This is a genomic window from Mesonia sp. K4-1, assembly GCF_008017825.1.
Lineage (GTDB): Bacteria > Bacteroidota > Bacteroidia > Flavobacteriales > Flavobacteriaceae > Mesonia.
The window spans coordinates 143,991-162,159 of record NZ_VRLS01000052.1 but is presented as its reverse complement, the minus strand read 5'-3'; the positions used below and the strand labels follow the sequence as shown (position 1 = coordinate 162,159).

Here is an 18,169-nt window from a genome sequence, read left to right as displayed (position 1 = left end):
ATTGTAGTTAGGTTGTTTTAATCGTCAAGACGATGGTAATATAATTTTGCAGCTTCTTCAATTTCGTTATCAAGATCTCCGTCAAATTTCAGTCCGAATATTTTCCAAGTATCGTTCGGTTTATAAAATTCAAAAGTAAATCTAATTGGTTGGCGGTCATACTTTCCTAAATAGCTCAATAAAATAAAGCTTTCTCCAAGTTTCTTTTCTAAGATCAGCTCATAGCCATAAAATTTTCCTACAAAATCAGTATTGAGACCCTCCATTTTATTTTTTAAATCTGTTATTGCATCGGTAGCTCTATCCATCCATTGATTAGTTTTGTAGAGATTGTCAATTGCAATAGTTGCGCTTTGTTCTTGATATTGAGTGAAAAAATTCTCAACCTGCTCTTTAGGCTTATTTTGAGAGAGAACGCTTATAGTTATAAATAAGAATAGAAATGAGAATGTTTTTTTCATTGTATAGTTTATGATTAAAATGTTTTGTGAAACCTAAAGATAATATAAAATTAGAATCGAAAAGATTTTACTATATAGTCTAATGTTAGAAATATGTAATAGTGAATATAGTTTAATCAAAAATATATTGTAAGGTTAGAGAAGTTAAATAACCACCTTCAAAATCACCTATACCATATAAATAAGAAGCCCGTATTCCAAATGCTTGAGAGGCGATTTTAAACTGGTATCCTAAATTTACCATAGGACCATTGATGTTTTCTTTAACGAAAGTGTCTTCTTCTATATTGTTTTCGTCAAGACTTAAGCCGGCTTGTTCAAAGCTATATCCTAAACCAAAAAAACCACCAGATTTATTTTTTGTAAATGAGGCTTTTGTGCTGGCAAGACCAAAATTAAAGTCGATGCTTATGGGTATATGAAATGTAATTGGATTTTTGTCAGCAAAATTATTTTTCAAATTATATCCAATTCCCAAGTTAGTACCAACAGATATAGTGGAAGATTCTCCAGTTTTAAAGATATTAAGTCTTGGAGAATAAGTTATTCCCACAGCGTGTAAGTTTGCATTTCTTGTGCCTAAAAAGCCAGTAGCACCTATAGCATGAGAAAATGTTTGTTGAGCATTTATAAGATTTGAGGAAAAAATTATGAATATTAAAAGTAGTAGTTTTTTCATAGTGGAGTTAATAAGGTAAGTTTAGGTTAAAAGAGATGAGCTTATTATTTTACTGTTATTATGCTAATATAAAAATTACAGAAAATAGATTGATAATTAAGAGAAATTTCTAAATATCATGTGTTGATAAGCGGTTTGTAGATTTTTAAATTGTCTCTGAATAGATGTGTCATTCTCTATAGCTACCATTCCCAGCAAAGGAATTATTTGAAAAGATTCCTCGTAGCAGTAGGCAGCGAGTTCTTTTGCAATTGATGATAGGTCGCTTTCTAAATTTGGTTGTTCTTCTAAATGGTTTTGCCAACTCTTCTTTAATGTATGATAAAATTGAGACGAAGTGTTTTCTAAGTGGGTTTTGATTTCTAAGATTCTGACACTGATAACCTCATAACGTTCTGGTTGATGATTTTTCCAGATCTCTTCTTTACTGGATACAAATTCAGAAATATCTTCAAAAAGATTCTTAGTAATTCCTATAATAACCGGAGTGAAACAAGCTATTGCAAAATTTATAAAAGGATAAGTGGATATGGGATATTCGTTATATCTAGGGTTTGTAGATAAATCAAATAAATGATCCTTAGGAATAAAGGCTTCTTGGGTTTCTATAGAATGACTACAGGTTAAAGGCAATCCTATGGCATTCCAATCTTTTTTAATTATAACTGATTTGCTGGGAATAATAATAGCAATGGGTTTCTTTTCTTTAATTGTAACTGCAGTAAATAATGAAGCTTGCTCAGAGCCACTACAGTATTTCCAACTACCACTTAATGCATAGCCATTGGGTAGAGAGATTAGTTTGCTAGAAGGTTTTCCGCTTCCAGCGACTAAAGCATTTTTAGGAGAAAAATTTTCCTTTGCAACCTTCTCATTACAATAATCGGCGAAATAAGCTCCACCGACACCAATACCCAATAACCAGCCCCAGTTCCCGTCAAGAAAGGAAGCATTTTCTATCCATTTGGTACCTTCGTCTAAGCTTAAAGCAAGGCCGTTATAGTTTTTACCTAAAAACATTTTAAAGAGTTTAGCTTTGTAATGTTTTTCTAACGCTAAAGCAGAAAGTTTTCCTTGCGGATGACAATTTTCTCTTTGAAAATAGTGCTGGAAATCTATTCGATTTTCTTTTATCCAGACAGTATTGTTGTCTTTTATAGCTTCAATAGCCTCGTCCCACATACACGGAATGTTTTATTCATATAATTATAAACAAAAATCCCCTCCTGTAAGGGAAGGGATTTTCTATTTCACTAAAGAAAAAGATTACATGTCGTCGTTACCTTCAACTTCGTCTTCAACTTCTTGAGCAGCATTGTCTACAGCTTCACCAGTTTCATTGGCAGCGTTTTCAATTGCATCTCCAGTGTCTTCAGCAGCATCTTCAATGGCATTTCCTGCATCGTTTGCAGCATCTTCCATATCGTTACCTGCTTCGTCCATTTCGTTTTCAGCTTCGTCCATGTTCATTTCAACTTCTTCTTTTTTGTTTTCTTCTCTACAAGAAGTGAATGCTGTTGAAAATGCAAATAACATAGCTAGCATTATTACTGATTTCTTCATAATTTTTGGTTTTGTGTATTAGTATTAAATTTAATTATCGTCTCCGATTTTTTCAATTTCTTGATTTACTTCTTTATTTACCTCGTCGTCTACTTTTTCTGCAGTACGCTCTAAGATTCCTTTGTCTTCTTTAGCTTCTACCTCAACTTCTTTTACTACTTCAACTTCTTTTACTTGTTCTTCAGATTTCTTTTCTTCTCTACAAGAACTAAATACAAGTGCGAAAGTTAAAAAGCTTAATGCTAAAAATGATTTTTTCATTTGTTGCTAATTGTTATGGTTAATGTTGGGGCTAAATTATATATTTTAACAATACTAAAATAGAAAACTCTAATAAAATTTTATTAAATTTTTAATTAAAATGATTCTTTATGAGGTAGATACTGTGTGTTTTAAAAGATTTTTTCTTTAATTTCCATCATAATTCTATTTTTTGCACCTCTATTTTTCTCGATGAATCGGAAAGAATTCTTACCTGTGTCAATTCTAAAGTCAGTATCCATAACTAATTTTTTAACTATAGTCTGAAGAGCCTGAGAATCAGTCACACTGAATAACGCTTTTTCTTTTATGAGTAGATCTGCCTCTGGAAATTTCTTATGATTTTCTCCTATTATGATAGGTACACCAAATGTGGCGGGTTCTAAAATATTGTGTAACCCTGTATTCCCTGCAGCGCCACCCACATAGGCAATATCCGCGTAAGCGTAAAGTCTAGAAAGCAAACCAATATTGTCTATAATAAGTACTTGCTTGTCCCTTAAACTCGATTTTTGAAGTTGAGAATGTAAGATGTACGAGGTCTTTAGTTTTTCCGTTAAAGAATGAATTCGCTTTTTTTCTACTTCATGGGGTGCGATTATAAACTTCAATTCGGGGTTTTTATGTATTACCTCTAGTAAAAGAGTTTCATCTTCTGGCCAAGTGCTTCCGCAAACCATACATAGTTGCTGTTGCTTAAATTCTTCAGCGAAAGCGAGCTTGTTTTGCATTTGTAACTGTTGATAAACACGATCAAAACGAGTATCACCACTAACGCTAACATGATGAATTCCTTTATCTTTTAAAAGGTGTAAAGAATCTTGATGCTGAACAAAAATATGGTTAAAGCTTTTTAAAGCTGCAAACATAAACCCTCCAAGAGGATGAAATAAAAATTGATTTTTTCTAAAATTTGCCGAAACTAAATAAGTGGGTGTCTCTCTTTTTTTTAATTGATCAAGGTAATTAGGCCAAATTTCATATTTAATAAATAGAGCGATATCGGGCTGAATGGCTTCTATAAATTTTTTAGCATTGGTTTTGGTATCTAAGGGAAGATAGGTAGTGAGTTTCGCATAGGGATTATTTTTTTTTATTTCATAGCCCGAGGGAGAAAAGAAACTAATAATAATTTCACTTGTTGGGTTATGTGCTAAAATTCCTTCTATAATAGGAACAGCTTGTTCATATTCGCCTAATGATGCTGTATGAATCCAGATTCTTTTATGCTCTTTTTTAGCCGATAGCTTACGCTGAATTTGCTGAAAGACGTTTTTTCTACCTTCTACGAACAATTTCATTTTAGGACTAATCACCTTGAGCAATGGTAAAGAAAACTGAATAATTGAAATAAAAAAACGATATAAAAACTTCAAAGTCTATTTTTTTGCTAAAATACGTTATTCTTAAGAAAAACAAATTGGGGGTAGTGGCTATATTTTGTACTTTTGCAAAAAGATATTGTAGTTCATGAAAAAAATTCAAATGGTTGACCTTAAAGGTCAATACGAAGAAATAAAAGAGCAGGTAGACGCGTCGATGCAGGAGATTATACAGAACACCTCTTTTATTAATGGTCCCGAAGTACATCAATTTCAAAAAGAATTAGAAGAGTATTTAGAAGTGAAGCACGTTATACCTTGTGCTAACGGTACAGATGCTTTACAAATTGCTATGATGGGGCTTGGTTTAAAACCAGGGGAAGAAGTAATTACAGTAGATTTTACTTTTGCTGCCACAGTAGAGGTTATTGCACTTTTAAACTTAACACCAGTCTTGGTAGACGTGGAGCCTCATACCTACAATATAGATCCGAAAGCCATAGAGAAAGCAATTACTCCTAAGACTAAAGCGATTGTCCCTGTTCATTTATTCGGACAAAGTGCTAATATGGATGAAGTAATGAGAATTGCTAAAGCTCATAATCTTTTTGTGATTGAAGATAATGCACAAGCGATAGGAGCTAATTATAGATCTAGCGATAAAAGCATTAAAAGAACGGGAACGATTGGCGATGTAGGAACAACATCATTTTTTCCTAGCAAAAATTTAGGGTGTTATGGAGACGGAGGAGCTCTTTTTACAAACAACGATGAGTTGGCTCACACCATTAGAGGAATTGTTAATCACGGGATGTATGAAAGATACCACCACGATGTGGTAGGAGTAAATTCTAGGTTAGATAGTTTGCAAGCAGCAGTGTTAAGAGCAAAATTACCTAGATTAGATATTTATAATGAAGCTAGAAAAGAAGCAGCTTTTAAATACAGTACTGCTTTTGATAGTAATAAAAACATCATCACTCCAGAGGTGGTTAGCGATTGCGATACGCACGTATTTCATCAATATACTTTGCGTATTATGAATGGAAAACGAGACGCTTTAGTAAAACACTTACAGGAGAATAATATTCCTTGTGGTATTTATTATCCAATCCCATTGCATGCTCAAAAAGCTTACGCTGATGCGGAACGTTATAATGAAGAAGACTTCAAGGTAACCAATCAATTAGTGAAAGAAGTAATCGCCTTACCTATGCATACCGAATTAGATGAAGATCAAATACGTTATATCGCCAAAATGGTGAATGATTTTGTAGGGAAAGACTAGAGATTAGAATAGACAAATAAATAAAAAAAGAGGCTTTTAAAAAAGCCTCTTTTTTTATTTATTGGATTTTTATAATTAAGGTTGTACTTTAATTTTTTCTGAAATTATATTTCCGTCTTCTGTAAGTCCTTCTATATAGAAAGTAAGTTCTTTAGTTAGTGTATTTAAAAACTTAAAGCTATTTATAGTTTGATCTTCAAATTTTAATGAAGGAACCCAATGAATTACTCCATAATGTTGAAAAGTTTCACTGGAGAACGTACTGTATTTAGGAGCGTAAAAAGATTTGTTAGAAGAAAATCCATTTTTGGTAAAATAAGTTTGAGTTTTTTGGTAATAAGGTTTATTATAGTCAATAGTATTAAAAGTTTTCTTTGTGATAATTCTTATCACTCCTCCTGTACCTCTAGAGCCATAACCAGCTCCACTCATATTTACAGTAATTGATTCTACATCTTCAGTCCTAATACTCGTTAAAAGGTCTAAAAAATCACCGCTAATTTCTGCATTATCTAAAAAAACTAGGGTGGGTTTATTTTTCATGAAAGAGTGTATTCGTCTAGAATAAATGGTTATCGAACCTGGTTTTCTATGAACCTCAAAATTCTTTTTTCTAATATAATCTAATATAAAAGGATAAGATAAATAATCATCTTTATCAATAAGTGTAAAGTCTTCGAAAGGATTAATGTGCGATAAAGATTTAATTCTTTTTAGGTTATCGCCATATAGAGTTACTGAATCAAGAACTTCTTCTATATCGTTACTAATTAAATATTCTAGGTTTGAGCGTAATTGAATTTTCTCTTCATCAATTATAGTATTCTGCAAATTAATTCTAGAAATATTCTCTACTGTAGAATTAGGCAAGGTATTAATAGATAATTGTGGTTTCTTAATTTTATTATTTCTTTTCTTTATTGAGCCTATGTATAATGAGTCAGTCTTAATAACGAATAAACTGTCTAATGTGAACTTTCCTGTATTATCAAGTTCTATAACTTCAAATAATCCAGAATGATTAGATTTTACATAAATTTGATCAATTTTTTTAGGGTTGTAGTTGTTTATCTTTCCATTAAGGGAAAATCCAACCTCAGACTTGTATAAACTTTTTGGAGGATGGTTAAAAACATCATTCCACTCATATTTACTCCAACCTTGCGTAAGTAAAAGTAAATCTAAATCATAAAATCGCTGTCGCGGATTTTCCTTATCAAAATAATAAGATGCATTTTCTACCTGTCCTTTTAAATAAGGCTCTAGAAAGAAAGCAGAAGCTATACTTTGGGTGGAGGTATAAGATTTGGTAGCCGATGGCAAAACTGAAATACTTAAACTTCCTTTCTTTATATTATCTTTAAGTTGTACTTCATATTCTAAAGAATCTATATGATTTTTCTTTAGAGAAACAGACGCGTCTATTCTCTTAGCTGTTATTTCTTTATAAACTAATCGCTCTAAAATAGGCTGTTTCTCCTCATTAAATATAGTAATGGTATTAACCCCAGGGTTTAAGGACGATTTTTTAATAGGTAAGATTACTTGGGTATTGTTGTCGGGAAAAAGAAATTCCATCGCATTCATATTTCCATTTTGATGTACCAAAACCGTATAAGGTTTTTGCTGAATTTCTTTTAAAGTTTCCGTATTGGTTTGAATCGATAAAATAACTTGTGTGGGATGAAGGTTATTAACCGATAATGATACTCCCTTTGCATTTATAGGAGGTAATGGAGAAGTTATTTTATTTTTATTAGCGAGGTATACAACTACTTTATATTTTTCTCCCACCGTAGGAATGAAATTAAATTTAGCCAAACCAAATGAATTTGATTTGAAATTTGCAACTGTTTCGTTTTTGCTGTTTTTAAGTTCTGCTTCTAAAAATTCAACTCCTTTTCCATCTTGATCAATAAGTTTAACACCTACGCTGTTGTTCACATGGGCCAAAAAATGTCCGCCTTCCGGTAATACCTGCAAATCGTAAGCCTTTTTTACGGAAGAAGAGTTTTCCGCGGAAGCGTTATTACCTAGAATTTCTATGGTTTCATGAAAAGCTAAATCTTCTCTAAAGTTTTTCATATAATTTGTTGAAGCTTTAATTTGATATATACCAGGAGTCAAACCCAGTTCGGTAATATCAAGGAAACCTTCCCCAACGCCTTCGTATATAAAAATAACTTTAGAAGCGACTTCTTTACCACTTTCATCAAATAGCTTGACTTGTAAATTGGTAGTTAATGAATGGGGTAATAGATTTTTACTGCTATAAGAATAGGCTGTAAACCAAACTCCCTCTTGAGGGACAAATTTGGTTTTATTAAGATGGAGAAAAATATTCTCTCTATCGAGTTGAAAAAAATTACTTTGAGCTTCTTTAATCCTTTCAAATGAATGAATAGGAGTTTGAGAGAAGATAATACAAGTAAATAAGAAAACGAATAGAGAGAATAGTTTTTGCATAAAATTGTGTTTGTTATAATTGAGGACTGGTCGTAACCATAGTCCTATCTACTTTTTTTACTAAACCTTGTAGAACTTTGCCAGGACCAACCTCGGTAAAAGAAGTCGCGCCATCTGCAATCATATTTTTTACACTATGGGTCCATTTTACAGGTGCAGTCAATTGAAATATTAGATTTTTCTTAATTTCTTCAGGAGAACTCACAGCAAAAGTGCTTACATTTTGATAAATGGGGCAAATAGGTTCACTAAAGCTTGTGTTTTCTATAGCTTTTGCTAATTCTTCTCTAGCAGGTTCCATTAACGGCGAATGAAAAGCTCCACCAACAGGAAGTTTTAGAGCTCTTTTTGCTCCGCGTTTTTTTAATTCTTCGCAAGCTCTATCTATAGCAGCTACTTCTCCCGAAATCACTAATTGTCCAGGACAGTTGTAATTTGCAGCCACGACAACACCTTCAGTTTCTGCACAAACAGCTTCTACCAATTCATCTTCAAGACCTAAAACTGCAGCCATGGTAGATTCCTGTAGTTCGCAGGCTTTTTGCATCGCTAAAGCTCTTTGAGAAACCAATCTAAGGGCATCTTCAAATTTTAAAGTCTTATTAGCTACTAGAGCAGAAAATTCTCCTAAAGAATGACCCGCAACCATATCTGGTTGAGCAAGATCTCCTAATATCGTATGTAATATTACAGAATGAAGAAAGATAGCAGGCTGAGTAACTTTAGTTTCTTTTAATTGCTCTGCGGTTCCTTCAAACATAACATCAGTAATTGAAAAATCTAATATTTTGTTCGCTTCATTAAACATCTCTTGAGCTTGAGGGTATTTTTCATAGAGGTCTAATCCCATTCCAGAAAATTGCGCTCCTTGCCCAGGATATATAAATGCTTTCATAATTGTTTTTTTTAGGTGAAAAACAAATGTAATAAAAAAGGTTTAAGTACAAGAACTGTACCTAAACCTCATTTGGAGCAAAACCTCAACCTAAATTCTATAGATTCAGTTTGCCTTTTTCTCCTACATCTTGCTGATTTCCAGTAAGACTTGCAAATCCCATTTTTAAGAAGCTAATATATTTATTAGACTTAGTATCCCAATAATAAGCTTCTTTAGGTATAAATTTAATAGCGGTTAGATTCGGATCATTAACTCCGCTAAACCAGTTATCAGAAATGTTTGAATACAATTCTTCTAAAATTTCTTGCTTTAATACGATCTCAGCATCACCATACACACTTATAAATTGCTTATCGGAAGGATCACTGTATAATAATTGTGTTTTACTATCCTTACTAATGTTTTTATTGTGTTCGCTATCACCCGGACTTAAGAACCAGATATTTCCTTGGTCGTCAATTTTCTTTTGCGTCATAGGAACAGCATCTAAAGGATGATCGCCTAAATTGGTGATCATCATACTGGTTTCTATATTGCTGGTCATTTCTTTTAGCTTCTTTAAAGCTTCTTCACTGTTTTTGTTTTCAGTACTCATGTCAATAGTTTTTTCTTAAAGGTAAGGCTGTAGATCAAATGTTTCCGTCAAGGAAATACTAAAAAATATAGTAATAATGTTAAGCTTTGTGAATGAGATTAAGAAAACCGACTAATGATTTCTTGGCAACGAGGAAAGTAAGAGCTCCCAAAAATATTTAAGTGAACCAATAAAAAATAGAGTTGAAATATAGGTTGGCGCTCCCTCCAATTTTTTTCTAGCGGAAAATGTTCCTCATAACTTTTAAAAACCGCATCGGGGAAACCACCAAATAATTGCATCATAGCTAAATCAATTTCTCTAATACCAAAATGAGTAGCAGGGTCTATAAGCGCAATTTGGTTTTGGGTTGTGACGATAAAATTTCCATTCCACAAGTCTCCGTGAATTAATGCTGGAGCTTCTTTAGGAATTAAGTTTTCTAAATTTTTTAAAAACCTATCTCCATTTTTAAACGTGAAGCCATTTTGTTTAGCCATTTGTAATTGCGGTATCAATCTCAATTCTCTGTAAAAATCGATCGCATTTTGATAAATAGGCGTATTGATTTGGGGTAAAGAACCTATATAATTATCATTAGAGAAACCAAAATATTCTTGTGTTTGTTGATGCAAAAGAGCCAAGTTTTCAGAAAAGAATTCCCAGTGATCTTGGGTGACTGTCTCTAAAGGTATATAGTTCATAACAAGATAAGAACCGTTTTCTAAGTCTTCTAAACCTTCTATTTGAGGAATAATAAATGTATGCGTAGAGCTAAGGGCTTCTAAACCTTCTTTCTCTCTTTTAAATAAATGAGTTAGATGAGTATTCGTGTTAAGTTTGATAACCTTTTCACCCTTAGAAGTGCTTACGCGAAAAACTTCATTGATATCTCCACCATATAGCTGCTGAATATTAGAAACTTCAAATTTTTCCTTTTCAGCAATAGTATGTAAAAGAGAATTGGTAATCAATCTTATTTTCTAATGTAGGTTAAATAGGTGAATTCATAGTCGTGCTTTTCATCTTTTTCGTGAAAAACCTCTTCTGTTAATTTCCATTTATTTTTATCAAAATCGGGAAAATAGGTATCCACCTCAAAATTGCCGTGTACCCGCGTCAGCTCAATTTTTTGAACAAAAGGCAATGCCAATTCATATATTTCTCCTCCACCAATAATAAACGGCTGCTCATCGTAACTGGCAAAAGCCAATGCGTCGTCTATGTGGTGAACTACTGTACAACCTTGAGGCTGATATTCTTTATCTCGAGTAAGAACAATATGGGTTCGGTTAGGAAGAGGTTTGGGAAAAGATTCAAATGTTTTTCTTCCCATAATAATGCAATGTCCAGTCGTCAATTTTTTAAATCGCTTAAAATCATCGGGTAGGTGCCAAACCAAGTCATTATCCTTTCCTAATTCATTATTTTCTCCTGCTGCAGCAATTATCGTAAGCATATTAAGAATTGATTAAAGGGTTATCGGGTTTCTTAAAATCAGAGTCATCTTGAAAACGACCTTGAGGTAAAGGATGTTCTTTATCTACTTTTTGCTGTAGCTGCTCAATTTTTAACTGTTGTTTTTCTACGAGTTTTTCTAATTGCTTTTCTTCCCACTCTTTTCCCATAAAAGTATTGATAAGAAAAACGTTGATGAAATGAATCAGTAAAAAGAAAAACCAAACTAAAATTGCCCATACAAACCATTTTGTGTTAAATGGATTAAAATTTTCTCCAAACTTTAATACTAAATTGAGAATAATAAAAAGGATAGAGCCGGCTAAGAAAACTACAAAATGAGCCGTAAGTTTTTTCTTTTGCTTAATTCTTCGTTGAGCGTTTTCAATAAGTGATCGCTGCTGCGGATCTATTTTAGAAGATTTTGTATGTGTAGAACTCATAATAACTGTAAATTAGTAGTATTCAAATTTAACATTTTTGAAGCATTTATTTCAAGCTTATGAATAATTTAAGAAAACACTTCCCGCTTATAGAACATTATACCTACCTAAATACTGCAGCAACAGGATTACTATCAAGAGAGGTTTTTGATTATCAGCAAGATAAAAATATAGACTTATTAACGCAAGGAAGTTTAAATAGAGATAAAGAAGCAAAAACTTTAGCAGAAACAAGAGAAAAGCTCGCTCAGTTTTTTACAGCTGAAGCAGCTAGAATAGCGTTGGTTCCTAATTTCACTTTTGGATTAAATACCATTTTAGAAGGTTTACCTAAAGACACTTCGTTCTTGCTATTAGAAAATGACTATCCGTCTATTAATTTAGCGGTAGAAGCTAGAAATTTTAAAATTTACTATGCTAAGATTAACGAACATCTAGAACAAAATATCTTACAAAAAATTGAAGTTGAAAAACCACAAGTCTTAGCACTAAGTTTGGTACAATACCTTAACGGAATTAAAATAGACCTTTCTTTTTTACAAGAACTTAAAAAGAAATTTCCTCAATTGCTCATCATTGCCGACGGGACTCAATATCTAGGAACTGAAGACTTTAATTTTTCAACATCTGGAATAGATGTGTTGGGAGCGAGTGCTTACAAATGGCTCAACGCTGGTTTTGGAAATGGTTTTTTTATGTTTAGCAAAGAAGCCGAACAGAGAATCTCCCCAAAAACGGAAGGTTTTGGATCTCATGTAGGAAAATACAAAGAAGAAGGAAATACGCTAATCGGAAGATTAGAACCAGGTCACCTTAATTATACCAACATAGGAAGCGTAAAAGTAGCTTTAGAATTGCAAGAAAAAATAGGAAGACAAGCAACAGAAAAACAACTCCAAACGCTTTCCGCGGAAGCGAAAAAACAATTTACCCAATTAGGTTTGTTAGAAGATTGTGTAATAAAACGAGAAAAACACGCTACTATTTTTAATATAAATGGAGACGAAAAATTATTTCATCAACTCACACAAAATGGAATTATTTGCTCCCAACGCGGTAACGGGATTAGAGTTAGCTTTCATTATTACAATACGTTGGAAGATTTAGAAGTGTTGGTAAATATTTTAAAAAGGTAAAATAGTATGAAATACCATATGTTAATAGTATTATATTTTGTAAGCAATTTTGCTTTTTCTCAAAAGTCAGAGATTTTAATTACTAATAATCCAAATTTTCCTGAATCTTACTTTAACTGGAATGATTTTTTCTATTATTCCAGTATGGAAGGCTTACATCATATACAGGTATTTAATGATGAAATTGGAAGTGATGCTGTAAAATATTTTATTTATTCTTTTTATGTTACAATAGGAAGAGCTTTAAGCAAAAGTTAAAATTATGAGAGTATTTTTAAATTTCTATATAATACTGGTATTTATTAGTTTTAATGTACAATGTCAAAACATAGAAGTTTCAGATAAACTGGAAGAAAAGGAAGTTATTTTTAAAGATTTTGGTAAATCTTCACTTGATTATGATCTTGTTGAACTTTTGTCAAGTTACTATAATGTAAATGAGACCGTTTTTTCAGGTGCAATTTATTTTACAGACCTACATAATAATAAAAAACTTAATTATACTGTAGATTACAGAGAGTTTAAAGACTCTAATATTCTTAATAATTTAGACAAATTCTTAAATAAGAAGCTAAAAATTTGCTATAGAAAATATAGTTTTAGGCAAAAGGAGTTTTATATTATAGAAAAAATAAACAATTATTAAAAAATCAAGCTAGTGCTTGTCTTAGCATTAAATTTCTTCAGCTAGCTCTAGACTGTGTCCAGTGAAGAATGTAATTTTAAATTGTATGAATAGCCACAAGTTACAAAATCGCGCCAGATGTTGGAACGCATTTGTTTAAAAAAGAGTGTTATAAACTGAACTTAAAAATTTAAAAAAGAGCCAGATCCATTAAAATCTGGCTCTTTTTATTTTACTTCTTCTTAAAAATATAATTTTTATAAAAACCTTTGTCGTCGGTAAAGAATTCTATGACCTTAAGTCCGGCCTCATCGGCGAGCCATTCTACGACTTCATCGTCATATTTTTGAGAAATTTCGGTATGTATCGTTTCCCAAGCTTTAAAATTAATGTTAAGGTTGAGTTCATTAATCGCCACTTCTTGTTCTTTTAGGCTTACCAAAAAGCTCTTTGCGGTCCCCGTTTCAGGATCGTAAGTTTCCCAATGTTTAAAATTTTCGGTTTCAAAATTAGCATCTAATTCGTTATTAATTCTTACTAGAAGATTTTTATTAAAGCGTTCTGTAATTCCTGCAGGGTCATTGTAAGCATTGAGAATGGTCTCTGGGTTTTTCTTTTGGTCAAAGCCCATAAATAACATGTCTTCGTCACTCATAGCCACTTGAATGTTTTTAAGAAATTCAATCGCTTTATCGTGCATCAGGTTACCAATATTAGAACCTAAAACCATAATCGCTTTTTTGCGCGTATTATAATCGGCTAAATTTTCTAAAACCTTAAAATAAGAACCTTGTAAAGTTTCTACTGAAACTTCAGGGATTTCCTTTTGCAGTGAGTTTTCTAAATCATCTAAAATATGCTGACTTATATCTACGGGAGAATATTTAAAATCGTAATTTTTATCTACGAGGTGTTGTAATAAGATCTTCGTTTTCTTGCCATCGCCAGCTCCTAATTCAATCAAATCGAAGCCTTTTTCTCCATTAAAATAATCCGCGATAAGCGAAGTATGTTTTTTAAGGATATTAAACTCGCAATTGGTCAAGTAATATTCAGGCATATTCATAATGTCCTGAAATAATTTATCTCCTTTTTCATCATAAATAAATTTTGAAGATAAATATTTGGGATATTGAGTAAGACCTTCGTGCACATCTTGGGCAAAGTCTGAAGTATATGTAGTCGTATTTTCTTTTTTCATAGTGATAGGTAGGAAATTATTTGGCCAGTCTTAATCCGTTAAACTGCCATCTTAAATGCGGATGAAAGAAATTTCTATAGGTGATTCTAGTGTGGTTTTTTGCCGTTGCAATAGAGCCGCCTCTCAATACTTTTTGGTTCACCATAAATTTACCATTGTATTCTCCTAGAGCTCCATCTGGCTTTTTGTAATTGGGGTAGGGCGAATAAGCACTTTCGGTCCATTCCCAACGTTTTCCCCAATGAAATTTATGTTGAGCGGCTTCCCATTCAAACTCTGTTGGGAGGCGCATTTCTTTCCATTGAGCAAAGGCGAAGGCTTCATAATAAGAAATGTGGGTAAGCGGAGCTTTTTCCGTTAACGGAATTAATCCGCCAAGAGTATATTGATACCACTTGCCTTCTATGCGATGCCAATAGGCAGGAGCTTTAATGTTTTCTTGTTGAAGCCAGTCCCATGCTTCTGCGTGCCATAGTAGCACATTTTCATATCCGCCAGCTTCGATAAATTCCACATATTCTTCATTAGTAACAAGTTTGTTAGAAATAAAAAAATCATGGATGTAAACTTGATGCACGCCTCGCTCATTGTCATAACAAAACTCATGTGTATTGCTATGACCAATCGTGTATAAACCTTTAGGAATGTTCAACCATTCTTGATTGTGCTTATCAATTTCATTTTCTTCGAAGTTGTTGCTGTAAGCAGGTAGTAAAGGGTTATTGCCTAAAATATATTTAATGTCGGTTATTAAGAGTTCTTGATGCTGCTTTTCATGATGAACCCCAATTTCAATCACATCTTCTAATTCTTTAGTTATCTCATTTTTTTCTAAAAAATCTATTAAAGCTTGAGTTACATACGCACGGTACGCATAGATTTTTTCTACGCCAGGGCGAGATAAATTTCCTCTATTGGTTCTAATAACCTTTTCGCCCACACTTTCATAGTAGCTGTTGAATACAAAAGCAAAATCTTTATGAAACAATTGGTAATCGGGAGCGTTTTCTTTTAAAACAAACTCTTCAAAAAACCAAGTGGTATGTCCCAAATGCCATTTTGGTGGAGAAACGAATTCTACGGGTTGCACTACATAATCTTCAATTTGCAAGGGCTTGCAAAGCGTTTCTGTAGCATTTCGAGTAGCTATTAATTCCTCCAAAAGATCTTGGCGTATTTTCATAATGAGTGTTTTTGTGCAACTCATATCAAAGTTACACAATTTTAAATACGAAAATCTTTAAGGTATGTTAACGCCAAAAAAAAACCTTCCAAATGGGAAGGTTATGAGTTTAAAAAGTAAAAGGCACTTTATATTTTATAGCTCGAGCCTTTCCGTTAAGATGACCCGGTTTCATTTTTGGAATGGCAAGAATATTTCTTTCGGCTTCTTTTTGTAAAAGCTCTCTTCCGCCAGTAGTTTCAAGAATTTTGGTTTTTCCCGTTTCATCTACAACAAAACTTACAATTACTCGTGTACCTTTATCTTCGGCACTATAACCTTTTGGAAATTTAAAATTTTGCTGAATATGCTTGGCTAGCATTTGATTAAAGCAATTTGATTTTTGACTACTTTCCTCGCACCCTGGCCAAACGGGAGCTACTTCTTTAGAAGATACTTTGTTACCTGATGCAGTTTGAGAAAATCCAAACGATGAGGTAAGGATTAAGGTTAAAATAAATAGATACTTTTTCATAAGATAAGATTTTAAACCGCAACTTTAGCTTTAATATGCGGATGTGGTTGGTAGTTTTCTAAGGTAAAATCTTCAAAAGCAAAGTCAAATATATCTTTCACTTCTGGATTAATAATCATTTTTGGAAGTTCTCTGGGCTCTCGAGAAAGCTGTAACTCTACTTGTTCTTGGTGGTTGTTATAAATGTGAACATCACCAAAGGTATGAATGAAATCTCCTGCTTCGTAGCCGCACACTTGCGCCATCATCATGGTAAACAATGCATAAGAAGCAATATTGAAAGGAACGCCAAGAAAAATATCGGCGCTTCGTTGATAAAGCTGGCAAGACAATTTACCGTTGGCTACATAAAACTGAAAAAAGGCGTGACAAGGTGGTAAAGCCGCTTTTCCGTTAGCCACATTTTCATCAAATGAGACCGATGTATCTGGCATTACGCTAGGATTCCACGCAGAAACCAACATTCTTCTGCTGTTAGGATTTTTCTTCAGAGTCTCTACAATATCTTTAATTTGATCAATCTCTTCGCTGTTCCAATTGCGCCATTGATGACCGTAAACCGGACCTAAATCTCCGTTTTCATCTGCCCATTCATTCCAAATTCGTACTCCGTTCTCTTGTAAGTATTTTATGTTGGTGTCTCCTTTTAGAAACCATAAAAGTTCATGAACAATTGATTTTAAATGCAACTTCTTGGTGGTCACCATGGGGAAGCCTTCACTCAAATCAAAACGCATTTGGTAGCCAAAAACACTTTTAGTACCTGTCCCTGTGCGGTCTCCTTTTTCATTACCGTGTTCTAAAACGTGTTGAAGTAAATCGTGATATTGTTTCATGAATAGTATTTTGGGCGTTCGGGCGGGCTTTCGCGAGTCGCTTTTTGTTTTGTTTCTCGACTCTGCTCGAAATGACAAAACAAAAGAGCTTCAACAAATCGCTCAATCCCTAACGCAAGTCTTTTGGTAAAAATATAAAAAGAAGCTAAAAATATAGCGCAAAAAATAATTTAATACAAAATAATTCCGCGTAAGCGAGAAGCTATTATGTAATAAAAAACCCTTATTTCTAAGTTATAGATAAAGGTTTTTTAACTTAATTTTGTTTAAAAATAGGTATGTTGATATTTACTCTTGCTTAATAAATCCCATTTTTTTATCTGAAGATGCAACATGTATTAACGTTTGATAAATATAATTAGAAACCTGAACTATCCCCGGGATGTAGAGCTTTTCGATGGTATCAGTGGGTTGATGATAATGGTCGTGACCTCCAGTATGTAGACCTAAAACTGAAATCTTTTTTTGATAGAAAGAAACGTGATCGGAGCCGCCTACAGAACCTGCGTGTACAATCGGATTTAATTGAAGACGCTCTCCTAGATTTTTCATGAGTTCTACACCTCCAGGAAAAGTCCCTGCACCACCCATATATACATGCTTTTGTTCGTTTAAATGACCTAGCATATCCATATTGACCATAAGGACAATATTTTTTAAGGGTACAATGGGGTTTTCAACAAAAAATTTGCTTCCTAATAGACCTTGTTCCTCGGCACCAAAAGCTATAAAAATTACACTGCGTTGAAGCAGGTGTTCGTTGGCTTTTAGTTTTTCTGCGATTTCTAATAAAGCAGCAGTTCCGCTAGCATTATCGTCTGCTCCGTTATAGATGTGATCCCTCTTTGTTCCCAAATGATCATAATGTGCTCCTAAAATCACTACCTCTTCTTTAAGAAGAGGATTTTTACCTTCTAGGAATCCTAAAACATTCCAAGTAGTAACCGAACTGCTATCCTTTCTCATTACAGCAGGAAACTCTTGTATTAATGTCTGTATGCCATTCGATTTAAAATTATCAACCAAATAATCGACGATACTATCATTTTCAGGTGTCCCAGGGTATCGTCCTTTTAAGTCGTCGGAAGTTAGGTATTCAATATGTTGTTTTAATTCTTGTTCTGTAATGTCTTGCTGAGCATAGATGCTACAGCAGAGTAAAAAGAGAAAACCTGTTAGAGATTTTATCATAACTATTTTTTTATAAATATATTAAGTTTTATTTGGAACATAGAAGTTAAGTTGTGAATTGCCTAATTAA

The 18,169-nt window shown here is 33.1% G+C and carries 21 protein-coding genes; 4 read left to right on the top strand and 17 right to left on the bottom strand.

The window, feature by feature from the left end:
- Positions 1 to 17: 17 nt before the first annotated feature.
- The 6 genes from FT986_RS08860 to FT986_RS08835 all read right to left on the bottom strand — a co-directional run bounded on the left by FT986_RS08860 (position 18) and on the right by FT986_RS08835 (position 4,340).
- The gene (locus FT986_RS08860; RefSeq protein ID WP_147864723.1) at positions 18 to 461 is read right to left on the bottom strand and encodes a hypothetical protein; all 444 of its coding nucleotides are present in this window, start codon (positions 459 to 461) and stop codon (positions 18 to 20) included.
- Positions 462 to 573: 112 nt separating this feature from the next.
- On the bottom strand, positions 574 to 1,140 hold the full coding sequence (locus FT986_RS08855; protein WP_147864722.1) for a hypothetical protein: 567 nt from the start codon (positions 1,138 to 1,140) through the stop codon (positions 574 to 576).
- A gap of 96 nt (positions 1,141 to 1,236) precedes the next feature.
- Positions 1,237 to 2,322, bottom strand: a complete 1,086-nt coding sequence (locus FT986_RS08850; RefSeq protein WP_147864721.1) for a hypothetical protein — start codon at positions 2,320 to 2,322, stop codon at positions 1,237 to 1,239.
- Between the two features lie 84 nt (positions 2,323 to 2,406).
- Positions 2,407 to 2,703: a hypothetical protein gene (locus FT986_RS08845; protein ID WP_111540487.1), complete on the bottom strand. Its 297-nt coding sequence runs from the start codon at positions 2,701 to 2,703 to the stop codon at positions 2,407 to 2,409.
- Positions 2,704 to 2,733: 30 nt separating this feature from the next.
- Entirely contained in the window at positions 2,734 to 2,964 is a 231-nt protein-coding gene (locus FT986_RS08840; RefSeq protein ID WP_147864720.1) for a hypothetical protein, read from the bottom strand.
- 131 nt (positions 2,965 to 3,095) lie between these two features.
- Positions 3,096 to 4,340 carry a 3-deoxy-D-manno-octulosonic acid transferase gene (locus tag FT986_RS08835; RefSeq protein ID WP_255505939.1) on the bottom strand — a complete coding sequence of 415 codons (1,245 nt, stop codon included), beginning with the start codon at positions 4,338 to 4,340 and terminating at the stop codon, positions 3,096 to 3,098.
- A gap of 94 nt (positions 4,341 to 4,434) precedes the next feature.
- Between FT986_RS08835 and FT986_RS08830 the strand changes: the two genes are divergently transcribed.
- Positions 4,435 to 5,574, top strand: coding sequence for a DegT/DnrJ/EryC1/StrS aminotransferase family protein (locus FT986_RS08830; RefSeq protein ID WP_147864719.1), 1,140 nt, complete (start codon positions 4,435 to 4,437; stop codon positions 5,572 to 5,574).
- 75 nt (positions 5,575 to 5,649) lie between these two features.
- On the opposite strand, the gene FT986_RS08825 is transcribed toward FT986_RS08830, so the two are convergent.
- The 6 genes from FT986_RS08825 to FT986_RS08800 form a co-directional block, all read right to left on the bottom strand.
- Positions 5,650 to 8,040, bottom strand: a complete 2,391-nt coding sequence (locus FT986_RS08825; RefSeq protein WP_147864718.1) for a hypothetical protein — start codon at positions 8,038 to 8,040, stop codon at positions 5,650 to 5,652.
- Positions 8,041 to 8,053: 13 nt separating this feature from the next.
- A complete protein-coding gene (gene fabD, locus FT986_RS08820) occupies positions 8,054 to 8,935 on the bottom strand; it encodes an ACP S-malonyltransferase (protein ID WP_147864717.1) in 882 nt (293 codons plus the stop codon).
- Between the two features lie 97 nt (positions 8,936 to 9,032).
- A complete protein-coding gene (locus FT986_RS08815) occupies positions 9,033 to 9,533 on the bottom strand; it encodes a pyridoxamine 5'-phosphate oxidase family protein (protein WP_147864716.1) in 501 nt (166 codons plus the stop codon).
- Positions 9,534 to 9,631: 98 nt separating this feature from the next.
- Positions 9,632 to 10,486, bottom strand: coding sequence for a fructosamine kinase family protein (locus FT986_RS08810; RefSeq protein ID WP_187248595.1), 855 nt, complete (start codon positions 10,484 to 10,486; stop codon positions 9,632 to 9,634).
- A 2-nt stretch (positions 10,487 to 10,488) separates the two neighbouring features.
- Positions 10,489 to 10,971 (bottom strand): dihydrofolate reductase, encoded by a 483-nt coding sequence (locus FT986_RS08805; protein WP_147864714.1) that lies wholly within the window; start codon positions 10,969 to 10,971, stop codon positions 10,489 to 10,491.
- Position 10,972: 1 nt separating this feature from the next.
- Positions 10,973 to 11,413, bottom strand: a complete 441-nt coding sequence (locus FT986_RS08800) for a 2TM domain-containing protein (protein WP_147864713.1) — start codon at positions 11,411 to 11,413, stop codon at positions 10,973 to 10,975.
- A gap of 59 nt (positions 11,414 to 11,472) precedes the next feature.
- On the opposite strand from FT986_RS08800, the gene FT986_RS08795 reads away from it, so the two are divergent.
- From FT986_RS08795 to FT986_RS08785, 3 genes are read left to right on the top strand one after another with little or no spacing between them, the layout of a single operon-like run.
- Positions 11,473 to 12,549 (top strand): aminotransferase class V-fold PLP-dependent enzyme, encoded by a 1,077-nt coding sequence (locus tag FT986_RS08795; RefSeq protein ID WP_147864712.1) that lies wholly within the window; start codon positions 11,473 to 11,475, stop codon positions 12,547 to 12,549.
- Between the two features lie 18 nt (positions 12,550 to 12,567).
- Positions 12,568 to 12,807, top strand: a complete 240-nt coding sequence (locus FT986_RS08790; RefSeq protein WP_147864711.1) for a hypothetical protein — start codon at positions 12,568 to 12,570, stop codon at positions 12,805 to 12,807.
- 4 nt (positions 12,808 to 12,811) lie between these two features.
- Positions 12,812 to 13,195: a hypothetical protein gene (locus tag FT986_RS08785; protein WP_147864710.1), complete on the top strand. Its 384-nt coding sequence runs from the start codon at positions 12,812 to 12,814 to the stop codon at positions 13,193 to 13,195.
- Between the two features lie 211 nt (positions 13,196 to 13,406).
- Here FT986_RS08785 and FT986_RS08780 read toward each other — a convergent pair whose 3' ends face one another.
- From FT986_RS08780 to FT986_RS08760, 5 genes are all read right to left on the bottom strand, one after another.
- A complete protein-coding gene (locus FT986_RS08780) occupies positions 13,407 to 14,375 on the bottom strand; it encodes an L-histidine N(alpha)-methyltransferase (RefSeq protein ID WP_147864709.1) in 969 nt (322 codons plus the stop codon).
- A 16-nt stretch (positions 14,376 to 14,391) separates the two neighbouring features.
- Entirely contained in the window at positions 14,392 to 15,558 is a 1,167-nt protein-coding gene (gene egtB / locus FT986_RS08775) for an ergothioneine biosynthesis protein EgtB (RefSeq protein WP_147864708.1), read from the bottom strand.
- A gap of 109 nt (positions 15,559 to 15,667) precedes the next feature.
- On the bottom strand, positions 15,668 to 16,072 hold the full coding sequence (locus tag FT986_RS08770; RefSeq protein ID WP_147864707.1) for an energy transducer TonB: 405 nt from the start codon (positions 16,070 to 16,072) through the stop codon (positions 15,668 to 15,670).
- A gap of 11 nt (positions 16,073 to 16,083) precedes the next feature.
- Complete coding sequence (locus FT986_RS08765; RefSeq protein WP_147864706.1) at positions 16,084 to 16,908, bottom strand: thymidylate synthase; 825 nt, start codon at positions 16,906 to 16,908, stop codon at positions 16,084 to 16,086.
- A gap of 288 nt (positions 16,909 to 17,196) precedes the next feature.
- On the bottom strand, positions 17,197 to 18,099 hold the full coding sequence (locus tag FT986_RS08760) for a M28 family metallopeptidase (protein ID WP_147864705.1): 903 nt from the start codon (positions 18,097 to 18,099) through the stop codon (positions 17,197 to 17,199).
- Between the last annotated feature and the right edge of the window lie 70 nt (positions 18,100 to 18,169).

Coding starts and splice junctions, on each gene's coding strand:
- FT986_RS08860 (WP_147864723.1), bottom strand. CDS start 461: ATGAAAAAAACATTCTCATTTCTATTCTTATTTATAACTATAAGCGTT.
- FT986_RS08855 (WP_147864722.1), bottom strand. CDS start 1,140: ATGAAAAAACTACTACTTTTAATATTCATAATTTTTTCCTCAAATCTT.
- FT986_RS08850 (WP_147864721.1), bottom strand. CDS start 2,322: ATGTGGGACGAGGCTATTGAAGCTATAAAAGACAACAATACTGTCTGG.
- FT986_RS08845 (WP_111540487.1), bottom strand. CDS start 2,703: ATGAAGAAATCAGTAATAATGCTAGCTATGTTATTTGCATTTTCAACA.
- FT986_RS08840 (WP_147864720.1), bottom strand. CDS start 2,964: ATGAAAAAATCATTTTTAGCATTAAGCTTTTTAACTTTCGCACTTGTA.
- FT986_RS08830 (WP_147864719.1), top strand. CDS start 4,435: ATGAAAAAAATTCAAATGGTTGACCTTAAAGGTCAATACGAAGAAATA.
- FT986_RS08825 (WP_147864718.1), bottom strand. CDS start 8,040: ATGCAAAAACTATTCTCTCTATTCGTTTTCTTATTTACTTGTATTATC.
- fabD (WP_147864717.1), bottom strand. CDS start 8,935: ATGAAAGCATTTATATATCCTGGGCAAGGAGCGCAATTTTCTGGAATG.
- FT986_RS08815 (WP_147864716.1), bottom strand. CDS start 9,533: ATGAGTACTGAAAACAAAAACAGTGAAGAAGCTTTAAAGAAGCTAAAA.
- FT986_RS08805 (WP_147864714.1), bottom strand. CDS start 10,971: ATGCTTACGATAATTGCTGCAGCAGGAGAAAATAATGAATTAGGAAAG.
- FT986_RS08800 (WP_147864713.1), bottom strand. CDS start 11,413: ATGAGTTCTACACATACAAAATCTTCTAAAATAGATCCGCAGCAGCGA.
- FT986_RS08795 (WP_147864712.1), top strand. CDS start 11,473: ATGAATAATTTAAGAAAACACTTCCCGCTTATAGAACATTATACCTAC.
- FT986_RS08790 (WP_147864711.1), top strand. CDS start 12,568: ATGTTAATAGTATTATATTTTGTAAGCAATTTTGCTTTTTCTCAAAAG.
- FT986_RS08785 (WP_147864710.1), top strand. CDS start 12,812: ATGAGAGTATTTTTAAATTTCTATATAATACTGGTATTTATTAGTTTT.
- FT986_RS08780 (WP_147864709.1), bottom strand. CDS start 14,375: ATGAAAAAAGAAAATACGACTACATATACTTCAGACTTTGCCCAAGAT.
- egtB (WP_147864708.1), bottom strand. CDS start 15,558: ATGAAAATACGCCAAGATCTTTTGGAGGAATTAATAGCTACTCGAAAT.
- FT986_RS08770 (WP_147864707.1), bottom strand. CDS start 16,072: ATGAAAAAGTATCTATTTATTTTAACCTTAATCCTTACCTCATCGTTT.
- FT986_RS08765 (WP_147864706.1), bottom strand. CDS start 16,908: ATGAAACAATATCACGATTTACTTCAACACGTTTTAGAACACGGTAAT.
- FT986_RS08760 (WP_147864705.1), bottom strand. CDS start 18,099: ATGATAAAATCTCTAACAGGTTTTCTCTTTTTACTCTGCTGTAGCATC.